General features: G+C 63.4%; 26 protein-coding genes. 13 read left to right on the top strand and 13 right to left on the bottom strand.

What is annotated here, in order from left to right; translation table 11 throughout:
• Positions 1–16: 16 nt before the first annotated feature.
• Positions 17–787, bottom strand: coding sequence for an IclR family transcriptional regulator (locus ACIPY3_RS09215; protein ID WP_400332895.1), 771 nt, complete (start codon positions 785–787; stop codon positions 17–19).
• A 204-nt stretch (positions 788–991) separates the two neighbouring features.
• On the opposite strand from ACIPY3_RS09215, the gene ACIPY3_RS09210 reads away from it, so the two are divergent.
• The gene (locus ACIPY3_RS09210) at positions 992–2,314 is read left to right on the top strand and encodes an MFS transporter (protein ID WP_400332892.1); all 1,323 of its coding nucleotides are present in this window, start codon (positions 992–994) and stop codon (positions 2,312–2,314) included.
• Between the two features lie 113 nt (positions 2,315–2,427).
• Here ACIPY3_RS09210 and ACIPY3_RS09205 read toward each other — a convergent pair whose 3' ends face one another.
• On the bottom strand, positions 2,428–5,166 hold the full coding sequence (locus ACIPY3_RS09205) for an FG-GAP-like repeat-containing protein (protein ID WP_400332890.1): 2,739 nt from the start codon (positions 5,164–5,166) through the stop codon (positions 2,428–2,430).
• A gap of 271 nt (positions 5,167–5,437) precedes the next feature.
• On the opposite strand from ACIPY3_RS09205, the gene ACIPY3_RS09200 reads away from it, so the two are divergent.
• The gene (locus tag ACIPY3_RS09200; RefSeq protein WP_400332887.1) at positions 5,438–5,674 is read left to right on the top strand and encodes a hypothetical protein; all 237 of its coding nucleotides are present in this window, start codon (positions 5,438–5,440) and stop codon (positions 5,672–5,674) included.
• Between the two features lie 47 nt (positions 5,675–5,721).
• Here ACIPY3_RS09200 and ACIPY3_RS09195 read toward each other — a convergent pair whose 3' ends face one another.
• From ACIPY3_RS09195 to ACIPY3_RS09185, 3 genes are all read right to left on the bottom strand, one after another.
• Positions 5,722–6,009 carry a MoaD/ThiS family protein gene (locus ACIPY3_RS09195; protein WP_400332884.1) on the bottom strand — a complete coding sequence of 96 codons (288 nt, stop codon included), beginning with the start codon at positions 6,007–6,009 and terminating at the stop codon, positions 5,722–5,724.
• A 7-nt stretch (positions 6,010–6,016) separates the two neighbouring features.
• On the bottom strand, positions 6,017–7,261 hold the full coding sequence (locus ACIPY3_RS09190; RefSeq protein WP_400332881.1) for a WD40/YVTN/BNR-like repeat-containing protein: 1,245 nt from the start codon (positions 7,259–7,261) through the stop codon (positions 6,017–6,019).
• An 83-nt stretch (positions 7,262–7,344) separates the two neighbouring features.
• Positions 7,345–8,112: an IclR family transcriptional regulator gene (locus ACIPY3_RS09185; RefSeq protein WP_400332878.1), complete on the bottom strand. Its 768-nt coding sequence runs from the start codon at positions 8,110–8,112 to the stop codon at positions 7,345–7,347.
• A 130-nt stretch (positions 8,113–8,242) separates the two neighbouring features.
• On the opposite strand from ACIPY3_RS09185, the gene ACIPY3_RS09180 reads away from it, so the two are divergent.
• From ACIPY3_RS09180 to ACIPY3_RS09170, 3 genes are all read left to right on the top strand, one after another.
• Positions 8,243–8,989: an aspartate dehydrogenase domain-containing protein gene (locus ACIPY3_RS09180; protein WP_400332875.1), complete on the top strand. Its 747-nt coding sequence runs from the start codon at positions 8,243–8,245 to the stop codon at positions 8,987–8,989.
• A 59-nt stretch (positions 8,990–9,048) separates the two neighbouring features.
• The gene (locus ACIPY3_RS09175) at positions 9,049–10,377 is read left to right on the top strand and encodes an MFS transporter (protein ID WP_400332872.1); all 1,329 of its coding nucleotides are present in this window, start codon (positions 9,049–9,051) and stop codon (positions 10,375–10,377) included.
• A 143-nt stretch (positions 10,378–10,520) separates the two neighbouring features.
• Positions 10,521–11,036: a flavin reductase family protein gene (locus ACIPY3_RS09170; RefSeq protein WP_400332869.1), complete on the top strand. Its 516-nt coding sequence runs from the start codon at positions 10,521–10,523 to the stop codon at positions 11,034–11,036.
• A gap of 56 nt (positions 11,037–11,092) precedes the next feature.
• On the opposite strand, the gene ACIPY3_RS09165 is transcribed toward ACIPY3_RS09170, so the two are convergent.
• The 7 genes from ACIPY3_RS09165 to ACIPY3_RS09135 all read right to left on the bottom strand — a co-directional run bounded on the left by ACIPY3_RS09165 (position 11,093) and on the right by ACIPY3_RS09135 (position 16,556).
• Positions 11,093–12,160, bottom strand: a complete 1,068-nt coding sequence (locus ACIPY3_RS09165; protein WP_400332866.1) for an LLM class flavin-dependent oxidoreductase — start codon at positions 12,158–12,160, stop codon at positions 11,093–11,095.
• Positions 12,085–12,417: a 4-oxalocrotonate tautomerase family protein gene (locus ACIPY3_RS09160; protein WP_400332863.1), complete on the bottom strand. Its 333-nt coding sequence runs from the start codon at positions 12,415–12,417 to the stop codon at positions 12,085–12,087. The genes ACIPY3_RS09165 and ACIPY3_RS09160 overlap by 76 nt, the downstream gene beginning before the upstream one ends.
• An 11-nt stretch (positions 12,418–12,428) precedes the next feature.
• Complete coding sequence (locus ACIPY3_RS09155; RefSeq protein ID WP_400332860.1) at positions 12,429–13,916, bottom strand: aldehyde dehydrogenase; 1,488 nt, start codon at positions 13,914–13,916, stop codon at positions 12,429–12,431.
• Entirely contained in the window at positions 13,906–14,643 is a 738-nt protein-coding gene (locus ACIPY3_RS09150; RefSeq protein WP_400332857.1) for an alpha/beta fold hydrolase, read from the bottom strand. The genes ACIPY3_RS09155 and ACIPY3_RS09150 overlap by 11 nt, the downstream gene beginning before the upstream one ends.
• A gap of 12 nt (positions 14,644–14,655) precedes the next feature.
• The gene (locus ACIPY3_RS09145; RefSeq protein WP_400332853.1) at positions 14,656–15,210 is read right to left on the bottom strand and encodes an amino acid synthesis family protein; all 555 of its coding nucleotides are present in this window, start codon (positions 15,208–15,210) and stop codon (positions 14,656–14,658) included.
• Positions 15,207–15,809: an amino acid synthesis family protein gene (locus tag ACIPY3_RS09140; protein WP_400332850.1), complete on the bottom strand. Its 603-nt coding sequence runs from the start codon at positions 15,807–15,809 to the stop codon at positions 15,207–15,209. Before ACIPY3_RS09140 ends, ACIPY3_RS09145 begins: the two co-directional genes overlap by 4 nt.
• Positions 15,810–15,872: 63 nt before the next feature.
• Positions 15,873–16,556: a GntR family transcriptional regulator gene (locus ACIPY3_RS09135; RefSeq protein WP_400332847.1), complete on the bottom strand. Its 684-nt coding sequence runs from the start codon at positions 16,554–16,556 to the stop codon at positions 15,873–15,875.
• A gap of 140 nt (positions 16,557–16,696) precedes the next feature.
• Here ACIPY3_RS09135 and ACIPY3_RS09130 point away from each other — a divergent pair, with 140 nt between their 5' ends.
• The 8 genes from ACIPY3_RS09130 to ACIPY3_RS09095 all read left to right on the top strand — a co-directional run bounded on the left by ACIPY3_RS09130 (position 16,697) and on the right by ACIPY3_RS09095 (position 24,005).
• Entirely contained in the window at positions 16,697–17,635 is a 939-nt protein-coding gene (locus ACIPY3_RS09130; protein ID WP_400332845.1) for a flavin reductase, read from the top strand.
• 105 nt (positions 17,636–17,740) lie between these two features.
• Positions 17,741–19,171: a purine-cytosine permease family protein gene (locus ACIPY3_RS09125; protein ID WP_400332842.1), complete on the top strand. Its 1,431-nt coding sequence runs from the start codon at positions 17,741–17,743 to the stop codon at positions 19,169–19,171.
• Entirely contained in the window at positions 19,168–19,704 is a 537-nt protein-coding gene (locus tag ACIPY3_RS09120; RefSeq protein ID WP_400332839.1) for a cysteine hydrolase family protein, read from the top strand. Before ACIPY3_RS09125 ends, ACIPY3_RS09120 begins: the two co-directional genes overlap by 4 nt.
• 35 nt (positions 19,705–19,739) lie before the next feature.
• Positions 19,740–20,162, top strand: a complete 423-nt coding sequence (locus tag ACIPY3_RS09115; protein ID WP_400332836.1) for an NUDIX domain-containing protein — start codon at positions 19,740–19,742, stop codon at positions 20,160–20,162.
• 27 nt (positions 20,163–20,189) lie between these two features.
• Positions 20,190–21,674: an NAD-dependent succinate-semialdehyde dehydrogenase gene (locus ACIPY3_RS09110; RefSeq protein WP_400332834.1), complete on the top strand. Its 1,485-nt coding sequence runs from the start codon at positions 20,190–20,192 to the stop codon at positions 21,672–21,674.
• 141 nt (positions 21,675–21,815) lie between these two features.
• Positions 21,816–22,832 (top strand): zinc-dependent alcohol dehydrogenase family protein, encoded by a 1,017-nt coding sequence (locus ACIPY3_RS09105; RefSeq protein ID WP_400332826.1) that lies wholly within the window; start codon positions 21,816–21,818, stop codon positions 22,830–22,832.
• 45 nt (positions 22,833–22,877) lie between these two features.
• Entirely contained in the window at positions 22,878–23,273 is a 396-nt protein-coding gene (locus ACIPY3_RS09100) for a cupin domain-containing protein (protein WP_400332824.1), read from the top strand.
• A gap of 144 nt (positions 23,274–23,417) precedes the next feature.
• Entirely contained in the window at positions 23,418–24,005 is a 588-nt protein-coding gene (locus ACIPY3_RS09095) for a TetR/AcrR family transcriptional regulator (protein WP_400332821.1), read from the top strand.
• 6 nt (positions 24,006–24,011) lie between these two features.
• On the opposite strand, the gene ACIPY3_RS09090 is transcribed toward ACIPY3_RS09095, so the two are convergent.
• Positions 24,012–25,523 carry an APC family permease gene (locus ACIPY3_RS09090; RefSeq protein WP_400332818.1) on the bottom strand — a complete coding sequence of 504 codons (1,512 nt, stop codon included), beginning with the start codon at positions 25,521–25,523 and terminating at the stop codon, positions 24,012–24,014.
• Between the last annotated feature and the right edge of the window lie 95 nt (positions 25,524–25,618).

The following is a 25,618-nucleotide window of genomic DNA, read 5'->3' as shown; positions in this document are numbered from 1 at the left end:
CTGTCCCCTAGTTGGGTCAGCGCTGGGGCAGGCGGGCCGCGAGTTCTGCCGCGGCTTCCTGCAGGGTGGGAACGTGCGCCACGAGTTCCTCCATGGTCAGGCGGAATACCGGCACGGCCACGGCGATCGACGCAAAGGCATTGCCTTGGGAGTTGAGAATCGGTACGGCAACGGCGCGCATGCCGATCTCATTCTCCTCATCCATCACGGCATAGCCCTGGCGGCGGACCTGCTCGATCTCCTCACGGAACTTGTCCCGATCGGTGATGGAGTGCTCTGTCAGGGCCTCGAGGGGAAGTTCTTCGAGCAGTCGCTTGCGCTCGATCTCCGCCTCGAACGCCACGATCGCCTTGCCCACGGACGTGGTGTGCAAGGCGCCGAGGTGTCCGGGGTCGCTCGTGACCCGGAAGGATTTGGGCCCGTCCACCTTGTTCACCGTGAGGTGATGGTCGCCGTCGCGAACGGAGAGGATGGTGGCCTCATGGGTGCGTTCGGTAACCCGCTGCAGTACAGGCAGTGCAGTTGCCGCAAAACCGTGATGATTCGAAACCCGCTGGCCGAGCTGGAACACGCGGAGGCCCAGATGATAACGGCGCCCATCCGGCTCGTAGTCCACAAAGCCATCCCTCGTCAGCGAGCCCAGCAGGCGATAAGTGGTACTGAACGGCAGGCTCGCACTCCTGGCAAGATCCGCAGCACTTGCCCCCTTCGGCTCGTTGCCCAGCAGTACCAAAAGGCTCAAGGCCTTGCCGACCATGTCGGTCTTTGTGTCCTCTTTCACACTCATAGGTGAAATGCTCTCACATTGTGAGAGCTATTTCTAGATGGTGATTACTTCTCTTGACAAGTGACCCCACTCACAGCCACTATTGCTGTATTACACAAGTAGCTCTCACCATGTGGTTACTTATCGGGAAGCTCCAGCCGCACCTCGCTCGGGATCCCCGCACAGCTTTATCCGCGACATCGTCGTCACAGAAGGAACACCCCCATGAGCCAAACAATGCCGTCAGCGACGCCAGGCACAGAAACAACCAAGGGAACGCCCAAGAAAGCCGCACTCGCCAGCTTCCTCGGCAGCGCCGTTGAGTACTACGACTTCTTCATCTTCGGATCGGCCGCCGCGCTGATCTTCCCGCACGTTTTCTTCCCGGACGCTGACACCAACGCCGCAGTTATGTCCTTCGCTACGTTCGGTTTCGCGTACGTCGCCAGACCCGTGGGCGCAGCTTTCCTGGGCCACTTCGGTGACCGGATCGGCCGCCAGAAGGTCCTGATGTTCACGCTGGTCCTTATGGGTGCGGCTACGTTTGTGATCGGCTGCCTTCCGGACTTCAAGACCATCGGCTGGTGGGCACCTGTCCTGCTGGTGCTGGCCCGGCTGGCCCAGGGTCTCTCCGCCGCCGGCGAGCAGGCCGGTGCTTCATCCATGACCTTGGAGCATGCTCCGGACAATCGCAGGGCCTTCTTCACTTCATGGACCCTGACCGGCACGCAGGGTGGCCTGATTCTCGCGTCCCTCGTCTTTATCCCGGTAACGGCGCTCCCGGACGACGTCAAGTACTCCATCGGATGGCGCATTCCGTTCTGGCTCAGTGCCGTGGTGGTGATGGTCGCGTTCTTCATTCGTCGCACGCTCCACGAGCCGCCCGCGTTTGCCGAGGCGCAGAAGACCAAACAGATTGCCAAACTCCCTATCGCCGATCTCCTGAAGCAGCACTGGCGCGACGTTGTGCGTGTGATCTGCTGCGCGTTTATTGCCGCTGTCAGTACCGTCTTCAGCACCCTGGCCATCAAGTACGCCACAGACGTAGCCCAAGTGAACAGCTCCATCACCCTCTGGCTCGTGGTTGTAGCGAATGTGGTGGCTCTCGGCACCCAACCACTCTTCGGCATGCTTGCGGACAGGATCGGCCGAAAGCCGGTGTTCATCTACGGAGCCGTCGCCAGCGCCATCATGACGCCGTTCTTCTTCCTTAGCTTTGAATCCGGCTCAACGCTGGTGATGTTCGCGGCTGCGGTTGTCTACTTCTCCTTCGGTTACGCAGCTGCCAACGCAGTGTGGCCGTCGTTCTACGGCGAAATGTTCAGCACCAGGGTCCGTTTCTCCGGCCTGGCTATCGGCACGCAGCTTGGATTCCTTGCGGCAGGCTTCGCTCCGACCATCGTCACGGCAATCGGTGGAACCAAGCCCGGCGGATGGGTTCAGGTTTCAGTCTTCACGGCTGTCATCTGCGTGATCGCAGCAGTCTCTGCCCTGACAGCCCGCGAATCGGCAAAGATCCCCACCGCCCAGCTCGGCCTGACCAAATAATCCAGGCTTTAGCGGAGGAGCGCTCCTTCCCGGCTCCCGGGAGCGCCCACCAGTGACGACACACAGAAATGCCCGGCATGTTCCCCAACATGCCGGGCATTTCAGCGACCCGCCTACCGCGGGTTCAACGCCACAGGCATGAACTTCCCAGCGCCTGTTCCGGAGTACAGCAGCAACGAACCATCCCCGGCTACCCCCACCACTGACGGGTCACCAGTCCCGGTAAATCCGTTGCCGAGCGCCGCGATGCCGGAGAACATGTTCCACCCCGATCCCAGGAAGGAACGCGACAGGAAGCCACCGGATCCGTCGCCCGGGTAGAGCCACAATCCACCATCGTTGCTCCGGCCCAGGATGTCCTCCCGGCCATCGCCATTGAAGTCGCCGGCCTGCAGCACCAGGTTGAACATGTCCCAGCCGGAGCCGATCTGTTTCCGGGCCAGGAACCCGCCGCTGCCATTCCCGGGATAGGCCCACAACGTTCCATCCGAGGACGCCGCCACGATGTCCGGCTTTCCGTCACCGGTGAAATCGCCGGGGGCAAGCATTTGCGTGAACCACTGCCACCCCGTGCCGATCTGCTTCCGGGCCAGGAACTGCCCCTTGCCGTCCGTCGGGTAAAGCCACAGCGTCCCATCGGTTGCCCGCGCCACCAGATCGGGACGGGAATCGCCGTCGAAATCGCCGGCGCTGAGCACCGTGGTGAACATGTTCCACCCCGTCCCGATCTGCTTGCGCGGCAGGAAGCCCCCCGAACCGTTTCCCGGGTAAAGCCACAGAACCCCGTCCTTGCCGCGCGCCAGGACGTCAGCCACGCCGTCGCCGTCGAAATCACCGGCCTCCCAGACCTGGCTGAACGCGGTCCAGCCCGCACCGATGGCAATCCGGTCAGCGAAACCGCTGCCGTCACCCGGGTACAGGGTCATGCCGCCGCCCGGCGCGGCCGCCAGGACATCCGCTGACTTGTCACCCGTCAGGTCCGGGCCGCCGATGAGGTCGCCGGCACCGTTCCAACCACTTCCGACGGCGGCACGCGGCTTGAAGCCGCCCTCACCGTCGCCGGGGTAGACATAGAGGGTCCCATCACTGGCCCGGGCGAGGAGTCCGGCAGTGCCGCCGCCGAAGGAACCCGCCGGCGCGAGAGTGTTGAAGACATCCCAGCCTTGGCCGATCTGCGTCGCGGCCAGGAAGCCACCCGAGCCGTTGCCCGGATAGAGCCACAAGCGTCCATCGTTACCGGCGGCAAGGAGGTCGTTGCGCGAGTCGCCATCGAAATCCCCCACGGCCACAATCTGCGAGAAACCCTGCCAGCCGAAGCCCACTTGGCTCCGGGCCAGGAACCCTCCCTTGCCGTTGCCGGGGTAGAGCCACAGTCCGCCGTCGCTGGCCCGCGCGATGATGTCCGCGAAGCCATCACCGTTGAAGTCGGCCGTGCCGAGGACCGCGTTGAAGATGCCCCAGCCCGATCCGATCTGCACCGGATCTTTCAGGCGGTTCCCGGGCTGGCCGCCGAAGAGAAGGAGCGAGCCATCAGCCTCGCGGGAGATCACGTCGGGGAGTTTGTCGCCGTCGAAATCCCCTGCCGAGAAGCGCATGCGGCTCTTGAGTTTCGGATCGGCATTGATGGTGATCGTGGCGGACGTGCTGGAGACCGCGTTGATGGTGACCTGGGTGCCGGTGTACGTCGTGAACGTGCTGCCGGCCTGCCACGCGTGGTTCTTGGCGTACCAGGGTTCGGTGAACGGGATAGTGGAAGGCATGAGGATCAGCGACGACGCGATGGTCGCGCCCCCACGTTGGACGATCTTCACGCCGCGGTTGCCCTCACGGCCCGCCGCGGAGAGGTAGCTGTCGTAGCCCACCGGCTGGCGGAGCTCGAGGTAGTAGACCTCCTTGCTCACAGGGTCCGTGAACTTGATGGCCCGCTGCGCGTCCGTTCCGCCCCACGGTTTGAGGGTGTAGCTCTTGACTCCGCCGGCAACCCCCACGTCCCGGATCTCGTCTCCCCGCCCGAAGCCCGCGTAGTCCCAGAACGACGAACTCACCACCGGCTGCGCATATTGCGCCGCACCCATGATGTCCGTGGTGTCACCGTACTCGCGGATGTAGCAGGAGGGGTCCGTGAACCTGCCGCTGCTGTCCGTCCCGACGTCCGGCACACCGCTTCCGCACTGCAGGGCGTCAGCGTGCATCAGGCCGATCACGTGTCCGAACTCGTGGGTCATCACATTGCTGGAGAAGCTGCTGAGCTGCGGCATCAGCACCCGGCCGCTATAACTTCCGCTGCTGTAACCGGCACCCAGTGCGTTGCCGGACAAGGTGGAGCTCGGGATGAAGATGACCAATGCCGTGTAGGGGCTCGCCGACCATTTCAACTCGCTGGTGATGGTGGAGATGATGGTGCCGTAGCTGTCCGTGGAGCGGGCGCTCGACTGGAATCCGGCCACCCGGGAGTCCACAGTCATGGACAGCCGGCCCGCCGTCATCGCCTTCCAGTAGCCACTGGTGGCTGCCACTGCCTGCTCGGCTCCGCTCATGGACACCGTGTTGGTATTGTCGGCCAGCTTCGCGGTGACGAGCCGGATCCGGATGTCACCGTTGGGACCCGTCGCGGCCACGCCGTCGCTGAGGCGGCGTTCGACGTCGGTGGATCCTTGGGAGGGTTGCGGCGCAACAGTGGGCGGCGTCTCGAAGACGTGATCCGAGTGCGGTGTGCCCTCGACGAATCTGACGTTCGGATTATCGGGGCTGGGCAGCGGCACGGCCGTTGCCGGGGCCTGGACAAAAAACAGGCCGGTGGCACAAACCACCAAGCCCGTGGAAACCGCAATTGCACGCCGCAGCAAACCCATGGAATCTCCCAGAGACCGAGCCTTCGGTTCCCGTGAGTCCCAAGAACCGACATCAGGCTACAACCGGCCCCGCTGACTGCGGCGGACGTTCGGGTCAAGCGTCGGCGCGTCACCCCGCCGGTGGGGCGTTCCGGCGTCGGGCATTTCCTGAAACTCCGGCAGCGCCCAATGCTAACCGGACCCTAACCATGCCGAAATACCCCGGCAACAATGCCCCGCCACACTGGAATAGCCGGCAAGTGCAGGCACCAGCTCCAGCCAGGAGGACACCATGCTGAAGGAAGTCAAAACTCGAATAACACGTATACGCGCGATCAGCCAGCTCCACCGCGGAGACGAAATCGAGGCCCGCATGTCCGTGGGACCGGCCTACGACGATGTTGTGATCCGTCGCGGACTCGTCCAGGAAACAGCGCCGGGAATCGGCGTTGTCTGGATCATGGACCGCGTCTCCGGGATGAGGAAAGCCATCAATACCGACGAGTGCAGCGTTTGGCGCGTCGCCTGAGCCACTACCCTCCGAGTTTTGGGCACGGGCCCAACCCAGGCACCCGCTCAGCCGCCGGCCACGGACTGGATAATCAAGACCTCCTGGCCGCCAGAAACTTCCGTATCAAGCCCTTTGAGTCGCCGGACCTCGTCACCGTTCACGTAAATATTCACGAAACGGCGGAGCGCACCGGTTTCGTCACGCAAGCGCCGGGCCAGGACCGGGTATTCACCGGTCACAGTGTCCAGCAACTGTCCAACGGTTACAGCCCCGTCGGCGGACGCAGTCAGATAGGACTGTCCGCCGACGAGTGGCTGCAGGACACCAGGCAGCAGAACCGTTATGTCAGTCACAACGGACCTAAGCGGGTGCCGGGGCGCCGGTAGGATCTTCGGGCGCCCCGGCTGCTTTCGCAGCTGTCTCCACGATCTCGGCCGCCTCCGCCAGTACCGTCACTTCGGCGGCCGCCAGCGGGGCTTCCACGCCCGCCGGGTCTCCAACCACGACGGCGGCCCTCACGCACAGCACGTCCGGCAGGTGTGAGGCGACTTCGGTAAAGGTCCCGCCCTCGTCGGCGCTGGCATAGACGGACCCGCCGCGGGTTCCGAAGTACACGCCGACGGGGTCTCCGGTGTCCACGGCGGCAGCGTCACGCAGCACCGCGTTGTACTCGTGGTCCGGAAGTCCCGTGTGCAACTCCGTCCAGGTGTTGCCGGCGTCCTCGGTGCGGTGGACGCTCAACTTGCTGTCCGGCGGGATGCGTTCACCGTCGGCCTTCAACGGGATCACCCACGCCGTGCCTTCGCGGCGCGGGTGGGTCAGCATCACGAATCCGAAGTCTGCGGGAAGTCCTTCGGCGATCGAGTTCCAGTTCTCCCCGTTGTCATCCGTGCGGTACACGCCGTGGTGGTTCTGGGCGTACAGGCGGCCCGCCACCGTGGCATCGGCTGCAATCTTGTGGACGCACTGGCCGAACTCCGGGTTGGGATCGGGCATGAAGTAGGCCGAGATGCCTTTGTTCCGAGGCTCCCAGGAGGTGCCGCCGTCGAGCGATCTGTAGACGCCACCCGTGCTCATGGCTATGTGAACCTGCTCGCCGGAGGGGTCCACGACGATCGAGTGCGCGGCCGCGCCACCGTAACCGGCACCCCACTCGCTGCGATGCGGGTGGTCCCACAGTCCGCGGTTCAGCTCGAAGTGCTCACCGCCGTCGGTGGACTTCCACACCGAGATCGGTTCGCAGCCGGCCCAGACGACGCCGGGGCGGGATTCGGCGTCGGGGTAAATCTGCCAGATGCGTTCCAGGGCGGCATCGGTGCCTTCGGGGAACGTGATGGCACCGTTGTCAGGCTCGGTCCACGTGGCACCAAAGTCATCCGAATGTGCCACGGTGGGTCCCCAGTGCTCAGAACGGACGCCCACCATGATTCGTGTTTTGCCGGCCCGCGTATCAATCCCGATGCTCGGTATCTCGTTCATCAGGAAGTGGGGGCCGGAGAGGGACCAATCCTTGCGGTCAGGGCTGGTTGCCAGCCACAGACCCTTTTTGGTCCCGATCGCCAAGACATAACTCTGTGCGGTATGTGGGGTTGCCATGAGTCCCATCGAACCATCGTGGGACGGGGAGGGCAATGGGTATGCGGCTTATGTGGATAGCCCGGTGCCCCCAACATGCGCCTACCAAGGCGTCAGAAGGTCAGCTCAGCGGAGATCCTGTCCGCGTGGGCCCGGAGCTCCTCGAGAAGTGTCTGGCCAGATGAGTTTCCGGGGCGCTCACTCGCCCCGAAGCGCGACGACGGACCACTGACGGTGAGTGCGCAGAGGGTCCTGCCCTTCGGACGCTTAACCGCAACCGCGAGCGCAGCGACTCCCGGTTCCACCTCGTTGATGCTCTGCCCGAAGCCCTGCTCGCGGACCCGGCGTACCTCTGCCACGAACCGCTCCATCGACGTCGTGCCCGCCGCTGTCAGGGCAGCTGGCAAGCCGTCCGCATAGAGACCGGCCAACTCGGCCTCGTCCCGCAGGGAAAGGAGCAGCTTTCCGGAGGCCGTGGCGTTGGCAGGCATCAACGTCCCCACGCGGCTGGTAACCCGCATGATGTTTCGGGACTCGACGCCGGCAACGAAGCGGATCGATGCCTTATGTAAAACGGCCAGTTGGACGGTCTCGCCGGATACGTCACGCAGGCTCTCCATATGTGGCTGGGCCTTTTCGATGCAGTGCTCGATGGCTGATGCGTCGTTGGCACCCAGCATGGCTGGACCAAGACGGTATTTCTTGCCGGTCGTGACTCTCTGCACGTAGCCGGCCTCGGTCAAGGTGGAGATCAGCCGGTGCGCTGTGGACATGGCACACCCGAGTTCCTTGGCTACATCAGTAATTCCGAGCTCGGACCTGGTTTGCAGGGAGTCGAGGATTCGGAGGGCCTGTTGAACTGATTGCAGGGTGTCACTCACGGGTTCATCACCACTAAATTCCGCATAAAGGAATACTAATCCAAACTATTCCGCCATGCGGAGACCAAAGCTAGATTTAACCATCTGCCGCTGATCGAGCGGCAACTTCCAGCAGAGATCAGGAGCGGTTGTGGCGGGAATCGGCGTAATTGGCGGCGGTGGAATTGCAACAAGCATTGCGTCGTACGTTCTGCAGGCGGCGAGCCACCAGTTGACCTTCGTCCAGGGGCGCTCACTGGGCGCTGGAATTGCCACAACCACCTTGGCCACTGAGGACGAACTTCGCGAAACCGATCTTGTGGTTGAGGCGGCCCATCCCGACGTAGTCAAGGAACACGGCGCGCGGATCCTTAGGACATCGGACCTTATGGTACTTTCGTGCGGGGCCGTGGTGGACGACGACGTCCGGAATGCTCTGGCTGAAACCGCAACAAAGCATGGGACTCGGCTGATCCTGCCGCACGGAGCCCTGGTGGGAGTCGAAAGCTACCTGCCCCAGCAATGGGAGTCGGCGACCATCGAATTTGTGAAGTCCCCGTCCAGCCTTGAGCCGGCACCCAAGCACACGGACAGGCGGATGGTCCTCTACGACGGACCCGTGCGGGGAATCGCCGCACTGTACCCAAGGAACGTCAACGCCATGGTGACGTACGCGCTGGCAACGGTGGGTCTGGATCATTGCCGCGCGCGGCTGGTCAGTGACCCCGACGCAACCGTGGGACGCCTGGAAACAAGCGCCGCAGGAGCCGATGGGTCGCGCCTCCACGTCATCAAGGAGCAGCCCATGAAAGGTGTCTCCGGCACGGAAATGGCCGCTTCCGTTCTCGGAAGTCTGCAACAAGCCATGGAACAGCGGCCGGGCCTGGTTTTCGGCTGATCACTACCCCCCTGCGCCCGGGCAATGACGCCTGCGCATACAAACAAACGAGGTGAACTGTGAAGGAAACGATCTCCCCCGAGACTGTCTCAAACCAGAATCCGGAATCCCGCCCATCACTCAGCAAACTTGCCGTGGCGTCCTGCGCCGGCACGGCGATCGAGTACTACGACTTCCTGGCCTACGCGATCGCAGCGTCAACGGTTTTCAACGCCGTGTTCTTCCCGGCCACGGACCCGGCAATCGGCACACTGTTGTCCTTGGCCACCTTCGCCACAGGTTTTCTCGCCCGGCCTCTGGGCGGAATCATCATCGGGCACTTTGGGGACCGGCTCGGGCGCAAGAGAATGCTGCTCCTGACCCTTGTTTGCATGGGTGGCGGCACCGTTCTTATCGGCGTGCTTCCCGGCTACGCCCAAATAGGGATCTGGGCGCCCATCATCCTGGTCCTCCTGCGGCTTATCCAGGGATTCGCCGCGGGTGGCGAGTTTGCCGGGGCCGCGCTGATCGCCATCGAACATGCTCCAGCCAATAAGCGGGGGTTCTACGGAAGCTGGACCATCCTGGGCGTGTCCATCGGCGCACTGCTGGCAACCGGAGCGTTCTCCTTGCTGGGTGCGCTGCCCAAAGACGACTTTGCTGCCTGGGGCTGGCGGCTGCCTTTCCTTGCGAGCATCGTCATTGGCGCTGTGGGACTCCTGGTCCGGTTTGGCATCGACGAAACACCGGCGTTCCTCAAGAACCAAGACGCGTCCAAACCGGCGAGGCTCCCGTTGGTGGAGGTTATCCGCAAGCAACCCAAGGCCATCCTGTTGTCCACGGGAGCGCTGGTGGGCTATTCGACGTTCGTCTACGTCGTCTTCACGTTCCTCCTCAGCTACGGTACGCAGGAACTGGCGCTTCCCCGCACGTTGCTGCTCAACGCCTCGATGCTGGGTCTTCTGCTGCAGGTCGTCACCGTTCCAGCCTGGGCAGCACTCTCCGACCGGATCGGCCGGAAGCCAGTGATGCTTCTCGGCGGGGCCTTCCTGGTGGTCTTTGCCTTTGCATTGTTTCCGCTGGTCCGGACCGGCAACACAGGTGTCATCCTGGCGGCCGTAGTCGTTGCGTACAGCGGCTCCGCAGCCATCCACGCACCCATGGCGGCGTTCTTCGCCGAACTCTTTGGCACTGGCGTCCGCTACAGCGGCATCTCCCTGGGCTACCAGCTCGGCAACGTTTTGGGTGGAGGCCTGGCGCCGGTCATTGCCACAGCCCTCTTCGCAACGAGCGGGAAAAGCACGGATCCAGTCGCCCTTTACCTTGCCGTGACCGCCGTGGTGAGCATTCTTTGCCTGCTGGCCCTGCCCAACACAGGCCGGAAGGGATCCCTGGACCTTGAAGCCTGAGTCCCAGGCCGCCACCACCTGCCGTCGTTAGCCACGTACGGCCGTGGCAGCCCCTGCCCCGCACGGATTGGACTTCAACTAATGTTGAGGTTTTAGGGTAGGAGAGGCTCCGGATTCCCGGGCCAGCAACGAAAGCACAGGTTATGCCCCTCTCCAGCGCCCCGGCCGACACAACCCACCATCTTTTCCGCAGCGCGTTCCGCACCCACCCCGCCGGCGTGGCCGTGGTGACCGCGGCGGGCGAAGGGGGACCCGTAGGGCTCACCGCGTCCTCGGTTGCTTCGGTGTCCGCCGATCCTCCGGCACTTTCCTTCTCTTTGTCCGGCAGCAGATCGGCGGAACAGCTCATCCAGGCCGAAACAGTGGTGGTCCACATGATGGATGCCGCCCAGCTGAAACTGGTGAACATCTTCTCCCGGCCAGGGACTGAACGCTTCACCGCCGGCATGGACTGGGTCACGCTGCCCACGGGTGAGCCGTTGCTCCGGGCAGCACCGTGGGCCTTGCGTTGCCGTATCACCCACCGGGTCCCGGTGGGTACATCCATCCTGTTGGCCGCGGAGGTACTGGAGATCCACGGCGCACCAAGTACCGCTGAGCCGTTGGTCTATCACGACCGATCGTTCCACCGGCTCACAGACGCGTCCCGCATCGGCTAGGAACGCCCGACGGCGGATGGTCACCAAGGCGACCATCCGCCGTCGTTGTTTGTGCCTCAGTTGGAAACAGCGGCGGGCTGCTCCTGGAAGGCGGGCACCACGTGCTCGATGAAGAGCTCAAGGGAGCGCTTCTTTTCTTCGTGGGTGAGGCTGTTGTCGGACCAGACGCTGAACTCGGTGACGCCCAAGGATTCGTAGTGGCGGAGCCGTTCGATGATCTCGTCCGGAGTGCCGATCATGGCAGTCTTGTGGAGCGATTCGGGCGTGAACTCAGGGCGCTCGGCGAATTTCTCTTCGGGGCTGGGCTCGAGGAATCCGTTGACGGGCGTGGTCTTGTTGCCGAACCACGCGTCGAACGTCCGGTAGAACTTGTTGATGCCTTCGGCGGGGCGGCGCCAGCCTTCGGGTTCGTCGGCGGAGTGGACGTGCGTGTGCCGGAGGACCATGAGGTCCGGGCGGGGAACGTCCGGGTTCTTTTCCACGGCGGAATCGAACTTCCGGGCGAGGTCCTCCACTTCCTCGTCGCCCTTCATCAGCGGCGTGACCATGACATTGCAGCCGTTTTCCACCGCGAACTCGTGGGAGGAGATGTCCCGCGCTGCAATCCACATGGGCGGTGTGGGCTTCTGGAGGGGTTTGGGGACACTGGTGGAGGTGGGGAATTGCCACACTTCGCCGTCGTGGGCGTAGTCGCCCTCCCACAGCTTCCGGACGGCCGGGACAAGCTCGCGGAGGTGCTTGCCGCCGTCGACTGCTGACATACCGCCCATGAGGCGGTCGAACTCGAACTGGTACGCGCCACGGGCCAGGCCCACTTCTGCGCGGCCGTTGCTGATGACGTCCAGGAGGGCGCACTCACCTGCTACACGGAGGGGGTTCCAGAACGGGGCGATGATGGTGCCGGCGCCGAGGCGGATGCGCGAGGTCTTGGCCGCCAGGTAGGCCAGCTGCGGCATGGGGCTCGGGGAGATGGTGTATTCCATGGAGTGGTGTTCGCCGATCCACACCGTGCTGAATCCGCCTGCCTCGGCCATGAGGGCAAGCTCGGTCAGGTTTTCGAAGCATTCCTGGTGCGAGACGGACTCGTCCCAGCGTTCCATATGGACAAAAAGGGAAAAACGCATTGGTAACTCCTTTGGTTCACGGCGAGGCGTACCGCCGCTGTGGGTGGCTGCGGATACCGGGATGATGCCGCGTTGCGCTCGGCGATGGTTTGGTTGCCGCGGGACCAGTGTTCGTGCTCGATTTCGCGGATAATGACCGTGGTGTTTTCCGGGACCGCACCCACTGCCGTTTCGGCGGCGCGGTGCAGTTCGGTGATGAGCGAGCGGAGCTGCTCGGGCGAACGGCCTTTGGCGATGGAGACTTCGATAAGTGGCATGCGGGACTCCTTTAGCTGCGCAGGACGAAGGGATCGGATACCGGACCCTCATCGGTGTTGATCCACACGCTCTTGAGGCGCGTGTACTCGTGCATGGACTCGAGTCCGTGCTCAATGCCCACGCCGGAATTCTTGAACCCCTGCCGAGGGGACATGGGAGACATGGCGCGGTAGGTGTTCACCCAGACCGTTCCGGCTTCAAGCCTGCGGGCCATGCGGTGGGCACGGGCCAGGTTTTGGGTCCAGATGCCGGCAGCGAGTCCGTACTCGGTGTCATTGGCCAGGCCCACTACCTGATCCTCGGTGTCGAACGGCATGATCGCTGCGACAGGACCGAAGATCTCCTCCCTGACCACTTGCATCGTGTTGTCCACGTCGGTGAGAACGGTGGGCGAAAAGAAGTAGCCGGGGAGATCGATGTCCGGCCGCTTCCCGCCGGTGCGTACCGTTGCGCCCTCACGGACCCCGATGTCCACGTAGGAGCTCACCTTGTCCAGCTGGGCTCCGAACGCGAGCGGTCCAAGTTCGGTTGAGGCGAGGAGCGGGTCTCCGATGATGATCGAGGAGGCACGCTCTGCAACGCGTTCCACCAGTTCGTCGTAGACGCTGCGGTGGGCGAACACCCGGCTGCCCGCAATGCAGGTCTGCCCCGCAGCAGCGAAGATTCCTGCGATGACGCCCATGGCGGCGTTGGACACATCAGCGTCCTCGAACACGATGTTGGGGCTCTTGCCGCCCAGTTCCAAGGTGGAGCCGATGAAGCGTGACGCTGTTTCGGAGGCTATGCGCGCCCCGGTTTGGGTGGACCCGGTGAAGGAGATCTTGGCGAGCTTGCGGTGGCTCACCAAGGCAGCACCGGCTTCCTGGCCGAATCCCGTGACTACGTTGACCACGCCGTCCGGGAACCCGGCCTGGCTGGCGAGTTCGGCCACGCGGAGAATGGTCCGGGACGTGTACTCGCTGGGCTTGATCACCAGGGTGTTTCCGGCCGCCAACGCGGGGGCCAGCTTGGACGTGGTCAGGGTCAGCGGGGAGTTCCACGGGGTGATGGCGCCAACCACGCCCAGCGGCTCACGCTGCGTGTAATTCAGCATGGTCACGGAGTTCGTGGGGATCTGGCTGCCCTGCACCTTGTCCGCGAGACCTGCGTAGTAGTAGAGGTACTCCGGGAGCGAGGCCAGCTGCCCGCGCATTTCGCGCAGGAGCTTGCCGTTGTCCAGGGTTTCCAGCTGGGCGAGTTCTTCGGCGTTCTCGCCGATCAGGTCGCCCAGCTTCCGCAGGAGGTGGCCGCGCTTGGTCTGGCTCAGGTCCCGCCAGGCGGGATTCGCGAAAGCCGCACTCGCGGCAGTAACGGCACGGTCGACGTCGGCCTCGTTGCCCCGCGCTGCCTGGTACAGCACCTCGAGGGTTGCCGGATTGGTGCTGTCGAAGTAGTCACCGCTGGTGGGCGGGACCCATCCTCCGCTGATGAAGTGGTCGTAGCGACGTTCACCGGACATGTGAATGCTCCTTGATGAAAGCTGTGATGGTGGTGGCGAGTTCCTGGGGGCGTTCCACGGGCATCATGTGGCGCGTTCCTTGGATGACGGAGTACGTGCTGCCGGGAATGGCCGCAGCGAGCCTGGCGCTCATGTCCGGGGTGGAACCGGGATCCAGCTCGCCCGTCACGGCATGGGCCGGAACGGTGATGCACGCCAATTCCGGGGCGATCTCCGCGTCAGCAGTGGCGAAGACCCGGTAGCAGGCCAGAAACGACTCGGGATCGTTCCTTTGCAGGACCGCCCGCGTTTCCTCGATGACCTGGTCCGGAACACCGGACCCCTCCGGGAACCATCGCCGGATGGAGGCTTCCACTGTTGCCGGGAAGTCCGAGGCCGCCGACGCGAGGCGGACCATGACCGCGGCGTGTTCTTCGGACGTGCGGGCGCAGACCGAGGCGACGGATACCAGCGTGGACACGAGATCGGGCCTGAACCTGGCCAGGTGCTGGGCCACCAGGGCTCCCAGCGAGAAACCCACCAGGTGCGTTCCCGGCTGGAGTTGCCCTGCGATGTCCGCCGAGAGTTCCCCGAGAGTCACACCGTCAGGGGCCTTCGCCCGGCGTCCATGGCCCAGGAGTTCCAGGACCTGGACCTCATACTCCGGCTCAAGGAATTCGCGCAGTGGCGCCCACATGGATCCGTCCAGTCCCACTCCGTGGATCAGGGCTATGCGCTGGCGGCTCACGGCGGAAGGCACCTACTTCGATTCGGTGGAGAACGCTGCCAGGCGCTGCTGCGGACGTCCCTGTGCTGCGGCTGCGAGGGCGATCACGATCTCGTCGGCATGCGGGGCATCGTTGATCCGGACCTCGATGGTCTGGTGGTGCGAGCGGATGGTGGCGTCCGTGATGTGCTTGAGCGGGATGTCGAACAGCACACCTGCGGGACCACGCTTCTCGACAGCCGGCAGGAGCGTGGTGGCGTTGGCGGCTTCGCGGAAGTGGTTCCCGAATGCCAACGTGTGGATCAGGCCCGAACCGTGTTCGATTTCGCCGTTGAGGCCCACGATCGCGGCCTTTCCGTAGGCTTCTGCCGGAGCACCAAGGGCTTCCAGGACGCGCGGTGCCAGCAGGGCGCCGATGTCCGAGGCGTTCTCATCGATACCGGGTGTGAGGTCTTCGACGAAGCCCTGGCCGGCCCACGGGTTCTTCACGATCGCCGCGACAACGGCGACGCGGGCTGCCGGGCTGACTTCCCGGCCCCCTTCCAGGAGGACGTCTTCGGTGAAGGTAACAATTTTTCGGATGCTCATGAGACAAGTTCTCCTAGTGTTTCTGCTTTGACGATCGGATCGGTGAGGCGGTCGCCGATCCTTGAGTGCGGCCGCGGGCCAGTGGACGCGGCGAGGACGACGACGATCTCGCCGGGGCGCGGAGCGTCACCGATGCGTGTGGTTGCGGTTTGGTAATGGGTGCGGGTGGCGGCGGCGTTCTTGTGCCACAACGGCACGACGAGGGAGGCGCCTGCGTCGGCCCTGTCGTCGGCGAAGCAGATGATCGATTCGCCTTCGAAGTATTCGCGGACCAGGTTCCCGAAGAACGGGGTGTGGATGAGGGCCGCTCCGTGTTCGATTTCACCGTCGGCACCCACCACGGCCGCTTTGCCGAAGGCTTCGATCGCGACCACGCCGCCCAGGTTGGCAGCGAGGATGTCGGTGAGTTGGCGGGCCAGGACGGGAGCTACCTGGATGACCTCCGGACTGAGGTCATCAGTTGCTGTTCCCTCAAGCCACGGGTTCGCGATGACCGCGGCAACCGTGGCCCGGACAGCAGGGACTGCCGGGGTAGCGTCGTTTTCGAGCAGGATTTCTTCGCTGTAATAGACGATTTTGCGGATGCTGGGCCCGGTCATGGTTTGGTTCCGGGGTGGTCAGGCAGGCTGAAGAAGCGCATGGCTTCCTTTCGGTTTATGGGGTCAGTGCTTGTGATCGGCGTCCGGACCCGGCATGAGGGCTTCACGCGAGGAAGCGTGGACGTGGTTCCGCATGGCGGCTTCGGCACCGAAGGGGTCTTTGTGTTCAATCATTTCCAGGACGGCACGGTGTTCCCGGGTGGAGGCTTCGATGCGCCCCGGGTGCTCCACGGTCTGCAGGACCAGCCGCTGGTAAGCCAACTGGTTCATGAGCCGTTCGTAGTGCTCAACAAGTTTGCGGTTGTCCGAACCCCGGACGATGGTCCAGTGGAACTCGTGGACCAGCCGGGCGTACGCGTCAGGATCGTGGGTGAGGCCGGCCATTTCAGAGGCCTCGAGGTTCCGGCGCAGTACGTCCAGTTCCGGAACTTCGCCCCGACGGGCCAGGAGCGACGCGGCGAGGCCTTCCAACGATTCCTTGAGCTGGAAGAGCTCGATGATCTCCCTGCGCGTAGGTTCGCGGACAAAGGTGCCCACCTTGGGCCGGATCTCCACCAGGCCCTCATGCTGAAGCTGCTTGAGCGCTTCCCGGATAGGAGTGCGGCTCACGTCGAACTCCTGCGCCAGGAAGGCCTCCGGGAGGACCGCGCCCGGAGGGAATTGTCCCCCGAGGACCAGTCGCCGGATCTTGCCGAGGAGGCCGTCCTGCTCAGCGGATTCGCTCATAACTACGAGTTCGTCTTGCATACATCACAGCGTATGTTGCATGCATCAGGGCGTCAACAGCTGGGCTCCAACTTTTCCGAAATCCCAGCATTTGCAAGGGACTTGCCTGAATATAAGCAGAGTATTGACCTTTCCTTGTGAGCTGGCTTACTGTCATTGGTATGCAACAGACGTTGGAACCGCTCATCACATCAGCATGGTTGGCAGCTTGGGACAAGGGAGACCTCGACGCTCTCGACGCCCTCATGGCGGTCGGCTACATACGCACCAGCAAGGCGACAGGAGCAACCGTCGATCTTGCCGGCCTCAAGGCCGAAATCGCTGCGGTCCGGGAGGCTTTCCCCGATCTGAGCACTACCGTTGACGACGTGGTTGAAGGAGACGGCACTGTGGCCGTGTTCTGGACTTCCACCGGCACACACACCCACGAGTACCTGGGCGTTCCGCCCACTGGGCTGACCGTCCAGACCCGGGGCTCGAACATCCTGGCCCTGGACAACGGGAAGATCATCCGTGAATCCGTGACCTGGGATGGCAGCGAATTGCTCGCGGGCCTGGGCATCCGCCCGCTCCGCGGCATTGCGGCACCCGTAGTGCCGGACGTTGTGGACCTGCCCGAGTTGGACCCGGACCTGATGAAGGCGTTCAACCGCCAGTTCATCACCGGCGTCACGGTAGTCACCACCAAGGAAGGCGACACTCCCAAGGGGCTGGCAGCGAACTCCTACTGCTCCGTCTCCCTCGAACCGCCGCTGGTGCTCGTCTGCGTCCAGAAGACGTCCAGCACCTACTCGGCACTCTTTTCCTCAAGCCACCTCGGCATCAACATCCTGGGTACGGACCAGCGCGAAACCGTCCGTACTTTCGCCTCCAAAGCCGCGGACAAGTTCGCAGAACTTCCCTGGCACGACGGACCCAACGGCAGCCCGCTCCTGGACGGCTCCGCTGCCTCGCTTGAGGCAGAAATCCAGGAACGTTTCCAAGCCAAGACCCACACGGTCTTCATCTGCCGGGTCCGCCATGCGGAAACCGGCGGCTCGGCACCCATGGTCTACAAAGCCGGTCGATTCTTCGACGGCGACGCCCTGGCCGAACTCTAAAGAGCCGGCGCGGCTGCCCAACCTCGGACAAAGGAAAACAGCCACGCCAGCCTGTCTGCTCGTAAGCAGTGCACCTAGGTGCGCTTCCCACATTAGGACACAATCATGAGCCCTGAAACCATGCGCGCCGCCGAAGACAGCGTCGCCGAAGATCGCGGCTACCGCGACAGCCTCACCAAGATCGAGCCCTATGGCATCGAACATATTCCGGACGTCGAGCGCCACGGCAAGCCACGTTCGCAGTTCTTCCTCTGGTTCGCCGCCGGCATGAACTTCCCCATTGTGGTCCTCGGCTTCAGTGCCACGTACTTTGGGCTTCCGTTCTGGGCGGCTGTCCTGGCCATCATCCTGGCAGGCGTCATCTCCTCGGCCGGCATGGGTTACCTGTCCGCCATGGGTGTCCGGCTGGGCATTCCACAGCAGATGCAAGGCCGTGGTCCGCTGGGCTTCGTGGGGAACTTGTTCCCCGTGGCGTACGTGAACGTCTTCGCCGGCATCGGCTGGGCGGCCGTAACCGTCATCCTGGGCGGACAAGCGATCGCCCTCCTCACGGACATTCCTTTTTGGGTCTCGTCCCTGATCCTCATGGGAATCCAGCTGGGCGTTGCCGTGATCGGCTACAACCTCATCCACTTCCTCCAGCGCATCCTGTCCTTCGTCCTGGTGATCGGTTTTGTCTTTATCACCATCGTCGCCGCCGCCAACGGCAAGGTGGTCAACGTGGCCAACGAATCGGCTCCCGGCTTTGACGGCGTGGGCGGCTGGATCATCTTCTTCGGCTGGTTCTTCTCCTTCATCGTCGCCTGGATGCCTTTCGCTTCCGATTACTCCCGCTACCTGCCCAACACCGCCGCCAACCGCCGCGGTGCCGGTTGGGCAACCATGCTGGGCAACTTCATCACCCTTGTATGGATGGGCATCCTGGGCACCCTGCTCGGCTCTACCACCACCGCGACGGACAGCATCGGCGCCTTGAAGGAAGTCATGGGTCCATGGGCCGCTGTGGGCCTGTGCGTCGTCGCACTGTCTTCCTTCACGCAGAACTTCCTCAACGTGTACGGCGGCGCTATCTCCATCCAGACCATGGGGGTACCGGTCAAGCGCCATATCGCCGTGATCGTCATCTGCGTGGCCTCCTACCTGGTGGCACAGTGGGGCCAAACCGGCTTCAACGAGGGCTTCACCGCCTTCCTCAACCTCACCGCCTACTGCATCGCCCCTTACGTCGCCGTCCTGGTGTGCGACTACCTCCGGGGCGGCCGCCGCACCGAAAGGGGCCTGCGCGAACTCTTCGACAAGACCCGTAAGTTCGAGTGGGGCTTCGTGGCCTGGGCGGCCGGCGTGGTGCTCTCCTCGCCGTTCTGGATGTCATCCATCTACACCGGCCCCATCGCTGCAGCCTTCCCCGGCATCGGTGACCTCTCCTACTACGTGGGTGGTGCTGTCGCAGCTGGCGTCTACTTCGCCACCCATCGCCGCAAGCGCCTGTCCGGGCTGGAGATGCTGGACCGCCGTCCGGAGGCACAAACCCTGTGACGCGCTTGGTAGTGGTGGACATGCAACGGGCTTTCCGCGACGCAGGGCAATGGCAGGTCCCCCGGTATGAGGAGATTGTGCCGGTCATCAGCCGCCTGCAGGAGAACATCGGCCCCCACACGGTGTTCACCCGGTTCGTCCGGGACCAGCAGGAAAACGGAGCTTGGTCCGCCTACTACCAGCGCTGGGACCAGATGCGGTTTCCGCCGGAGGCCGCGGCCTGGGACATCACCATGGATGTCCCAGGCACGGCAACGGTGGTGGACGCACCCACCTTCTCCAAATGGGGTCCGGAGCTCGCGGCCTTGGTGCCCGCGGGTTCGGAAATGGTGCTCACCGGAGTCGCCACGGACTGTTGCGTCCTCTCTACCGCCCTTGGCGCAGTGGACGCAGGCAGGTTTGTCACCGTTGTATCGGACGCCTGCGCCGCCGTCAGCGACGCAGCCCAGGAACAGACCCTCGCGCTCCTGAAACTGCTCTCACCCCTCTGCGAAGTCCTGACCAGCGAGCAATTCCTCCACCGGAACGCCTGATGGATGCCCCAACCCTCCAAGGGGCGGCCCCTGAAATGACCGAAGCGTCTGCCGGGCCGCCCCGCGAAGTTATTGCCGCCGTCGTGCAGTGGCGCGGACGGCTGGCCCTCTTCAAGCGCAGCCAGAGCGTGGGACACGAGCGGGGACTGTGGCACTGCATCACCGGTTACCTCGAAGCGGGCATGTCCCCCGAGCAGCAGGCCCTCACGGAACTCCGCGAAGAAGCCGGGCTTACCCGCGCGGATCTCACCACCTTCCACCGCGGAGAGCAACTCCTCATCCCGGATGCGGAGGGCAACCCGTGGCTGGTCCACACGTTTACGGCCGTCAGCACGCAGCGACGACTCACCCTCAACGACGAACACGATGCGTACCGATGGACCCTTCCATCCAAGATCAGCCGGTTCTGCAACCGCGTTCCCTGGCTGGACACCGTCATCCAGGCCGCGGGCAAGTGAACCGGCCGCCTATCTCCTAGGAATCACATGACCACTTTGACGATTGACCGTGAAATGTCCCTGCTTGCTTCGGTGCCGACCGGGTTGTTGATCGGCGGGCAGTGGCGGGACGCGTCCGACGGCGGCACGTTCGACGTGCACGATCCCGCCACCGGGGAGGTACTCGCCACGCTCGCTTCAGCCACGAGCGAGGACGCGATCGCCGCCCTGGACGCGGCTGACGCCGCGCAGGCCTCCTGGGCCAGGACCGCACCACGGGTTCGGGCCGAGATCCTCCGCAAAGCCTTCGACCTGGTCACCGAACGCGCCGAGGACTTCGCGCTGTTGATGACCCTGGAAATGGGCAAACCCCTGGCCGAAGCCCGCGGCGAGGTCAGCTACGGGGCCGAGTTCCTGCGCTGGTTCTCCGAAGAGACCGTCCGCGATTACGGGCGCTACCTGACCACCCCCGAGGGCAAGAACAAGATCCTGGTCCAGCACAAACCCGTCGGCCCGTGCCTGCTCATCACCCCGTGGAACTTCCCCCTCGCGATGGCCACCCGCAAAGTAGCCCCCGCCGTCGCGGCCGGGTGCACCATGGTCCTCAAACCTGCCAAGCTCACACCGCTCACGGCCCAGTACTTCGCCCAAACCATGCTCGACGCCGGCCTCCCGCCCGGAGTCCTCAACGTCGTCTCCTCCGCCTCAGCGTCCGGCATCAGCGGCCCGCTCCTGCAGGACTCCCGCCTGCGGAAAGTCTCCTTCACAGGCTCCACGCCCGTGGGCAAGCGCCTCATGGCCGACGCCGCCCAGAACGTGCTCCGCACCTCCATGGAGCTCGGCGGGAACGCACCGTTCATCGTGTTCGACGACGCGGACCTGGACGCCGCCGTCGAAGGGGCCATGGCCGCGAAAATGCGGAACATGGGCGAAGCCTGCACCGCAGCGAACCGCTTCCTCGTCCACGAATCCGTCGCCACCGAATTCACCGCCAAGTTCGCCGCCGCGATGGGCGCCCTGACCACCGGCCGTGGCACCGAACCCGCAACCCAGGTAGGGCCCCTTATCGACGCCGGCGCCCGCGACGACGTCCACGCCCTGGTGGCTGCCGCCGTCGACGCCGGAGCTACCGCCCTCACCGGCGGGCAGCCCGTGGACGGCCCGGGCTACTTCTACCCACCCACCGTCCTGGCCAACGTCCCCAACGACGCCGAAATCCTGTCCCAGGAAATCTTCGGACCCGTCACCCCCGTCACCACCTTCACGGACGAAGCCCACGCAATCCGCCTCGCGAACAGCTCAGAATACGGGCTCGCGTCCTACCTCTACAGCCGCGACATCAACCGGCTCCTGCGCGTGGCCGAACAGATCGAATTCGGCATGGTCGGCTTCAACGCCGGAGTCATCTCCAACGCCGCAGCACCCTTCGGTGGCGTCAAACACTCCGGCCTCGGACGCGAAGGCGGAACCGAAGGCATCAACGAATACACCACCACCCAATACATCGGCCTCGCAGACCCCTACGGCCGTTGATGGCACACATGGGTTAATCGATCTGCCTGGTGCAGCCGACTGCCCGGTGGGAGGTACTGCCATAACCCGTACCCGCCGTACCCTCGCTAACTTTCCCCGCACGGGGTTTAGTAGAGGAACCTAGGGAACGGAGACGTGCTGATGCGCGCAACAATCATCCATGCACCCGGCGATGTCCGGGTGGAGGAACGGGAAAAGCCCACCATCCAGGAGCCCACTGATGCGGTCATCAAACTGGTGGCTGCTTGCGTGTGCGGTTCGGACCTGTGGCCATACCGTGGCGCTGACACCATCGAGGAACCCCGGCCGATGGGCCACGAGTACGTGGGGATCGTGGAGGAGGTTGGCGGTTCGGTAGGCAATGTGCAGGTTGGACAGTTCGTGGTGGGCTCTTTCTACGCCTCGGACAACACCTGCGACATCTGCTTGTCCGGTTACCAGTCGGGCTGTATCCATCGCGAAGGCGTGGGCAGCGCCCAGGCCGAGTATCTGCGTGTGCCCCTCGCGGACGGCACCCTGGTTGCCACCCCGGAAATGCCCGACGCCGGCAAGGTCGCCTCGCTGCTGGCCGCGTCCGACGTCCTGGGGACCGGCTGGTTCGGCGCCAAAGCCGCCGAAGTGGGCCCCGGCAAGACCGTCGCGGTGGTGGGGGACGGCGCCGTCGGGCTTCTTGCCGTCCTGGCCGCCAAGCACATGGGCGCCGAACGCATCATCGCCATGTCCCGCCACGCCTCGCGCCAGGCCCTTGCCCGCGAATTCGGCGCCACGGACATTGTTGAAGAACGCGGCGACGAGGGCGTCGGGAAGATCAAGGAACTCACGGACGGCCTGGGTGCACATTCGGTGATCGAAGCTGTTGGCACGCAGGAATCCATGATGCAGGCCATCAGGTCCACACGCCGGGGCGGACACGTCGGTTATGTAGGGGTTTCCCACGACGTGGAACTCCCCGGCCGGGAATTGTTTTCTTCCCACGTCCACCTCCACGGCGGACCGGCGCCCGTGCGCGACTACCTGCCCGAACTGATCGACTTGATCTTCAAGGGCGAGATCAACCCCGGAAAGGTCTTCGACCTGGAGCTTCCGCTGGAGGAGGCCCCCGAGGCCTACAAGGCCATGGACGAGCGCCGGGCCATCAAGGTGTTGCTGCGGCCGTAATCTACGTGCCCTGCGAGATCTACGTTCCCTGCGAGGAGGAATGCAATGAAATACACACAAAGCGGCGGCCAAACCGGAGCCGGACCTGCGGAGTGGTTCACGGGCACGGTGCAGATTGACACGATCCGTACCCCCGATGACCAAACGGCCATCGGCTGCGCCCACGTCCGGTTCGCGCCCGGTGCCCGCACCGCCTGGCACCACCACCCCAAGGGCCAGACGCTGTACGTGACGGACGGCATCGGCTGGGTTGCCCGCCGAGGAGGAGAAATCCAGGAGATCCGTCCCGGCGATGTGGTCTACATCGAACCGGGCGAGGAACACTGGCACGGAGCCACGCAGGACAGGTTCATGGCCCACATCGCCCTTCAGGAAGCCGACGGAAACGGGCAAGTGGTGACCTGGCTGGAACACGTGAGCGATGAGGAGTACGGACTGTAGTTGAACACAGCAGTGCCCGGAGAACCTTTAGCGGTTCCCCGGGCACTCCTGTGCTTTCCGCTGCTCATGTCCCCCGTCGATGCCCACGGGTGGTTTCCGGAATACTCTTGTAGGAAATGACGCACCGTGTGCAGGGAGGAAACCGTGCGAATCCCCTCAGAGGAACGAAAAGAACAACTCATAGCCGCCACCGTGGAATTGATGAAGCGTGAGGGAGTTCAATCGGTAACCATGCGTGCCATAGCCAAGGAAGCCAATGCCCCGTTGGCTACGGCACATTATTGCTTTGACAACAAAGACGTTCTCATGGAGGCCGCCGCTGGCGCTTGGCTGAAAAACCTGGGCCGTTTTTCCCGTGACCTGCCACTGCATTTGGGGTTGCGCAAGACACTGGAACAGGTAGCGGAAGGATACTGGCGGTCCCTGGAAGAAGAACCCGCGAGTTTGCTCGCAGAATTCGAGCTCATCCTCTGGGCAACCCGCAACATCGGTTCAAGCCAGGTTGCGGCGAAGATTTACCCGGCGTACGTCGTCGAACTGGGAAAATTGCTCTCTGAAGCCGCCGGTTATGATTCCGAGGTGTGCCGGATGGACATCGATACCTTGGTACGCGCGTTCCTGATGATTTTTGATGGGGCCTCCATTCAATACATCACCGATCCCGAGGCAGTCGATCACCGTGCCAACTACTTCATGATGATCGACGCGCTATTGATCAAGGCAGGGCTCTAAGCGGCACTAGGACCGGGAGACCAGCGTGGAATCGCCATCCCGTTGGGGTTCGTTGTCCGCGGCGGGTACAGCGCCTGACTCGGATCCTTTGGCAGCAGCCGCCCTCTCGTGGCGCGTCTGCTCGTACTGCGTGAAGAACCAGATGGGAACGTAAAGAGCCAGCGCAATGAACCCGAGCCACGTAGGGGCCCAACCGATCTCCAGGCTGTTCAGGTAGACGACGCCCACCACGCAAAGGGGCAGATTGAAGAGGCCAAAGAACATCGCCACCTTGGTCCATCCACGGGGTGCGCGGAAGGGCCGGTCCAAGCTGCTGAAGGACGGGTGTTTCTTGGCCTTGACGTAGGCAAACAGGCTGATCCCGTTGGCACACGTGTAACCGATGGCTGCGGCCGCAAGGATTGCCGGAATCGATCCCAGGGAGATCAGGGCCACGTTGAAGGCAGCCGTGAAGAACATGGCAACCCAGGGAGTTCCGTGGCGGTTGGTCCTTCCGAACACCTTGGGAAGGTTTCCTTCCACCGACATCGAGTGCATGGCCCGTGATGAACCAAGGTAGGCCGTCTGGATGATCAGGACCATGGCGGCTATCAGCATGATGATGGTGACCACAGATCCAACACCGCCAAAGACGGCTTGTGCCACGGGAATCAAGGGCGAAATCGGTTCGGCCATCACACCGTCAACACCAAGGACACCGATGACGGCTGCTTGGACAAGCACGTAGGAGAAGAAGCAGATGATGCCGCAGGAGAACAGCGCCTTGGGTACGTCTTTTCCTGGCTTCTTGTACTCCGGACCGTAGATGGCTGCCGTCTCCCAGCCGCAGGCACTCCATTGGGCGATGGCAAAGATACCGAAAAGGATGAGGACGTGGTGCATATCCCATGACCAATCGGCGGGCGCCCAGTTTCCGCTGATGTGCGCGAAGTCCACATGCCCGGTCGCAAACGGGGCAACGGTCAGGACGACCAGGGGGATCAAAGAGACGGCGGCAAGGATGTACCCCAGAATGGCGCCGTCCTTCAGGCCGAACCAGTTGACGATGGACAGGACCACAAAGATGGCCAGGCCTGCGATCAGGGAGAGCTGGTACTCGGTGAAGGCTTCAGCCAGGGCCGGAAACAACCCATGCAGGTAACCTCCTACCAGCATGGCGAAGATGGCCAGCACCGGATTCCAGGCGAACCAGTAGCTCCACGCACTGAATCCGCCGATTAGCTGTCCTTTATTGAACCGGCCCTTGTGGTTTTCGGTACGGAAGACGTGCTGGGCAAATCCAGGAAGACCGGACGCCTTGGGAAAAGTGGTGGCCAGTTCCGCATAGGCCGTGTTCTGGAAGAATCCTTGAACCACCGACAATCCCCAGATAAGAATTGCCGCTGCAGAAACGTACATGGGCAGGTAGCCCAGGGAAGGAAGGATCAGCAGCGGCACGCCCAGCGAAATGGCCAGCCCCTGTTTCCAATCGATTGACCGTTTAAGGTGGTCCGCTCCGTTCAAACTGTCTTGACTCATTGATTTCTCCTTTGAATGGCAATGGAATCTGCAAACCGGGATGTTTACAGGCAGGACAATGTCACTGCATGCCGAATGGAGTTGTTCCAATTGAT

This window comes from Paenarthrobacter sp. NPDC089714 (genome assembly GCF_044748905.1).
In the GTDB taxonomy this organism is placed as follows: Bacteria; Actinomycetota; Actinomycetes; order Actinomycetales; family Micrococcaceae; genus Arthrobacter.
The sequence above is the reverse complement of the archived record's forward strand: the minus strand, read 5'-3'. Positions and strand labels throughout refer to the sequence as shown.

Excerpts from the sequence above, each read along its gene's own strand:
- ACIPY3_RS09155 (WP_400332860.1), bottom strand. The coding sequence starts at position 13,916 with ATGTCCGGTGAACGTCGCTACGACCACTTCATCAGCGGAGGATGGGTC.
- ACIPY3_RS09110 (WP_400332834.1), top strand. The coding sequence starts at position 20,190 with ATGACCACTTTGACGATTGACCGTGAAATGTCCCTGCTTGCTTCGGTG.
- ACIPY3_RS09130 (WP_400332845.1), top strand. The coding sequence starts at position 16,697 with ATGCAACAGACGTTGGAACCGCTCATCACATCAGCATGGTTGGCAGCT.
- ACIPY3_RS09210 (WP_400332892.1), top strand. The coding sequence starts at position 992 with ATGAGCCAAACAATGCCGTCAGCGACGCCAGGCACAGAAACAACCAAG.
- ACIPY3_RS09125 (WP_400332842.1), top strand. The coding sequence starts at position 17,741 with ATGAGCCCTGAAACCATGCGCGCCGCCGAAGACAGCGTCGCCGAAGAT.
- ACIPY3_RS09105 (WP_400332826.1), top strand. The coding sequence starts at position 21,816 with ATGCGCGCAACAATCATCCATGCACCCGGCGATGTCCGGGTGGAGGAA.
- ACIPY3_RS09205 (WP_400332890.1), bottom strand. The coding sequence starts at position 5,166 with ATGGGTTTGCTGCGGCGTGCAATTGCGGTTTCCACGGGCTTGGTGGTT.
- ACIPY3_RS09135 (WP_400332847.1), bottom strand. The coding sequence starts at position 16,556 with ATGCAAGACGAACTCGTAGTTATGAGCGAATCCGCTGAGCAGGACGGC.
- ACIPY3_RS09190 (WP_400332881.1), bottom strand. The coding sequence starts at position 7,261 with ATGGGACTCATGGCAACCCCACATACCGCACAGAGTTATGTCTTGGCG.
- ACIPY3_RS09115 (WP_400332836.1), top strand. The coding sequence starts at position 19,740 with ATGACCGAAGCGTCTGCCGGGCCGCCCCGCGAAGTTATTGCCGCCGTC.
- ACIPY3_RS09215 (WP_400332895.1), bottom strand. The coding sequence starts at position 787 with ATGAGTGTGAAAGAGGACACAAAGACCGACATGGTCGGCAAGGCCTTG.
- ACIPY3_RS09090 (WP_400332818.1), bottom strand. The coding sequence starts at position 25,523 with ATGAGTCAAGACAGTTTGAACGGAGCGGACCACCTTAAACGGTCAATC.
- ACIPY3_RS09100 (WP_400332824.1), top strand. The coding sequence starts at position 22,878 with ATGAAATACACACAAAGCGGCGGCCAAACCGGAGCCGGACCTGCGGAG.
- ACIPY3_RS09165 (WP_400332866.1), bottom strand. The coding sequence starts at position 12,160 with ATGCGTTTTTCCCTTTTTGTCCATATGGAACGCTGGGACGAGTCCGTC.
- ACIPY3_RS09145 (WP_400332853.1), bottom strand. The coding sequence starts at position 15,210 with ATGAGCATCCGAAAAATTGTTACCTTCACCGAAGACGTCCTCCTGGAA.
- ACIPY3_RS09140 (WP_400332850.1), bottom strand. The coding sequence starts at position 15,809 with ATGACCGGGCCCAGCATCCGCAAAATCGTCTATTACAGCGAAGAAATC.
- ACIPY3_RS09200 (WP_400332887.1), top strand. The coding sequence starts at position 5,438 with ATGCTGAAGGAAGTCAAAACTCGAATAACACGTATACGCGCGATCAGC.
- ACIPY3_RS09160 (WP_400332863.1), bottom strand. The coding sequence starts at position 12,417 with ATGCCACTTATCGAAGTCTCCATCGCCAAAGGCCGTTCGCCCGAGCAG.
- ACIPY3_RS09170 (WP_400332869.1), top strand. The coding sequence starts at position 10,521 with ATGCCCCTCTCCAGCGCCCCGGCCGACACAACCCACCATCTTTTCCGC.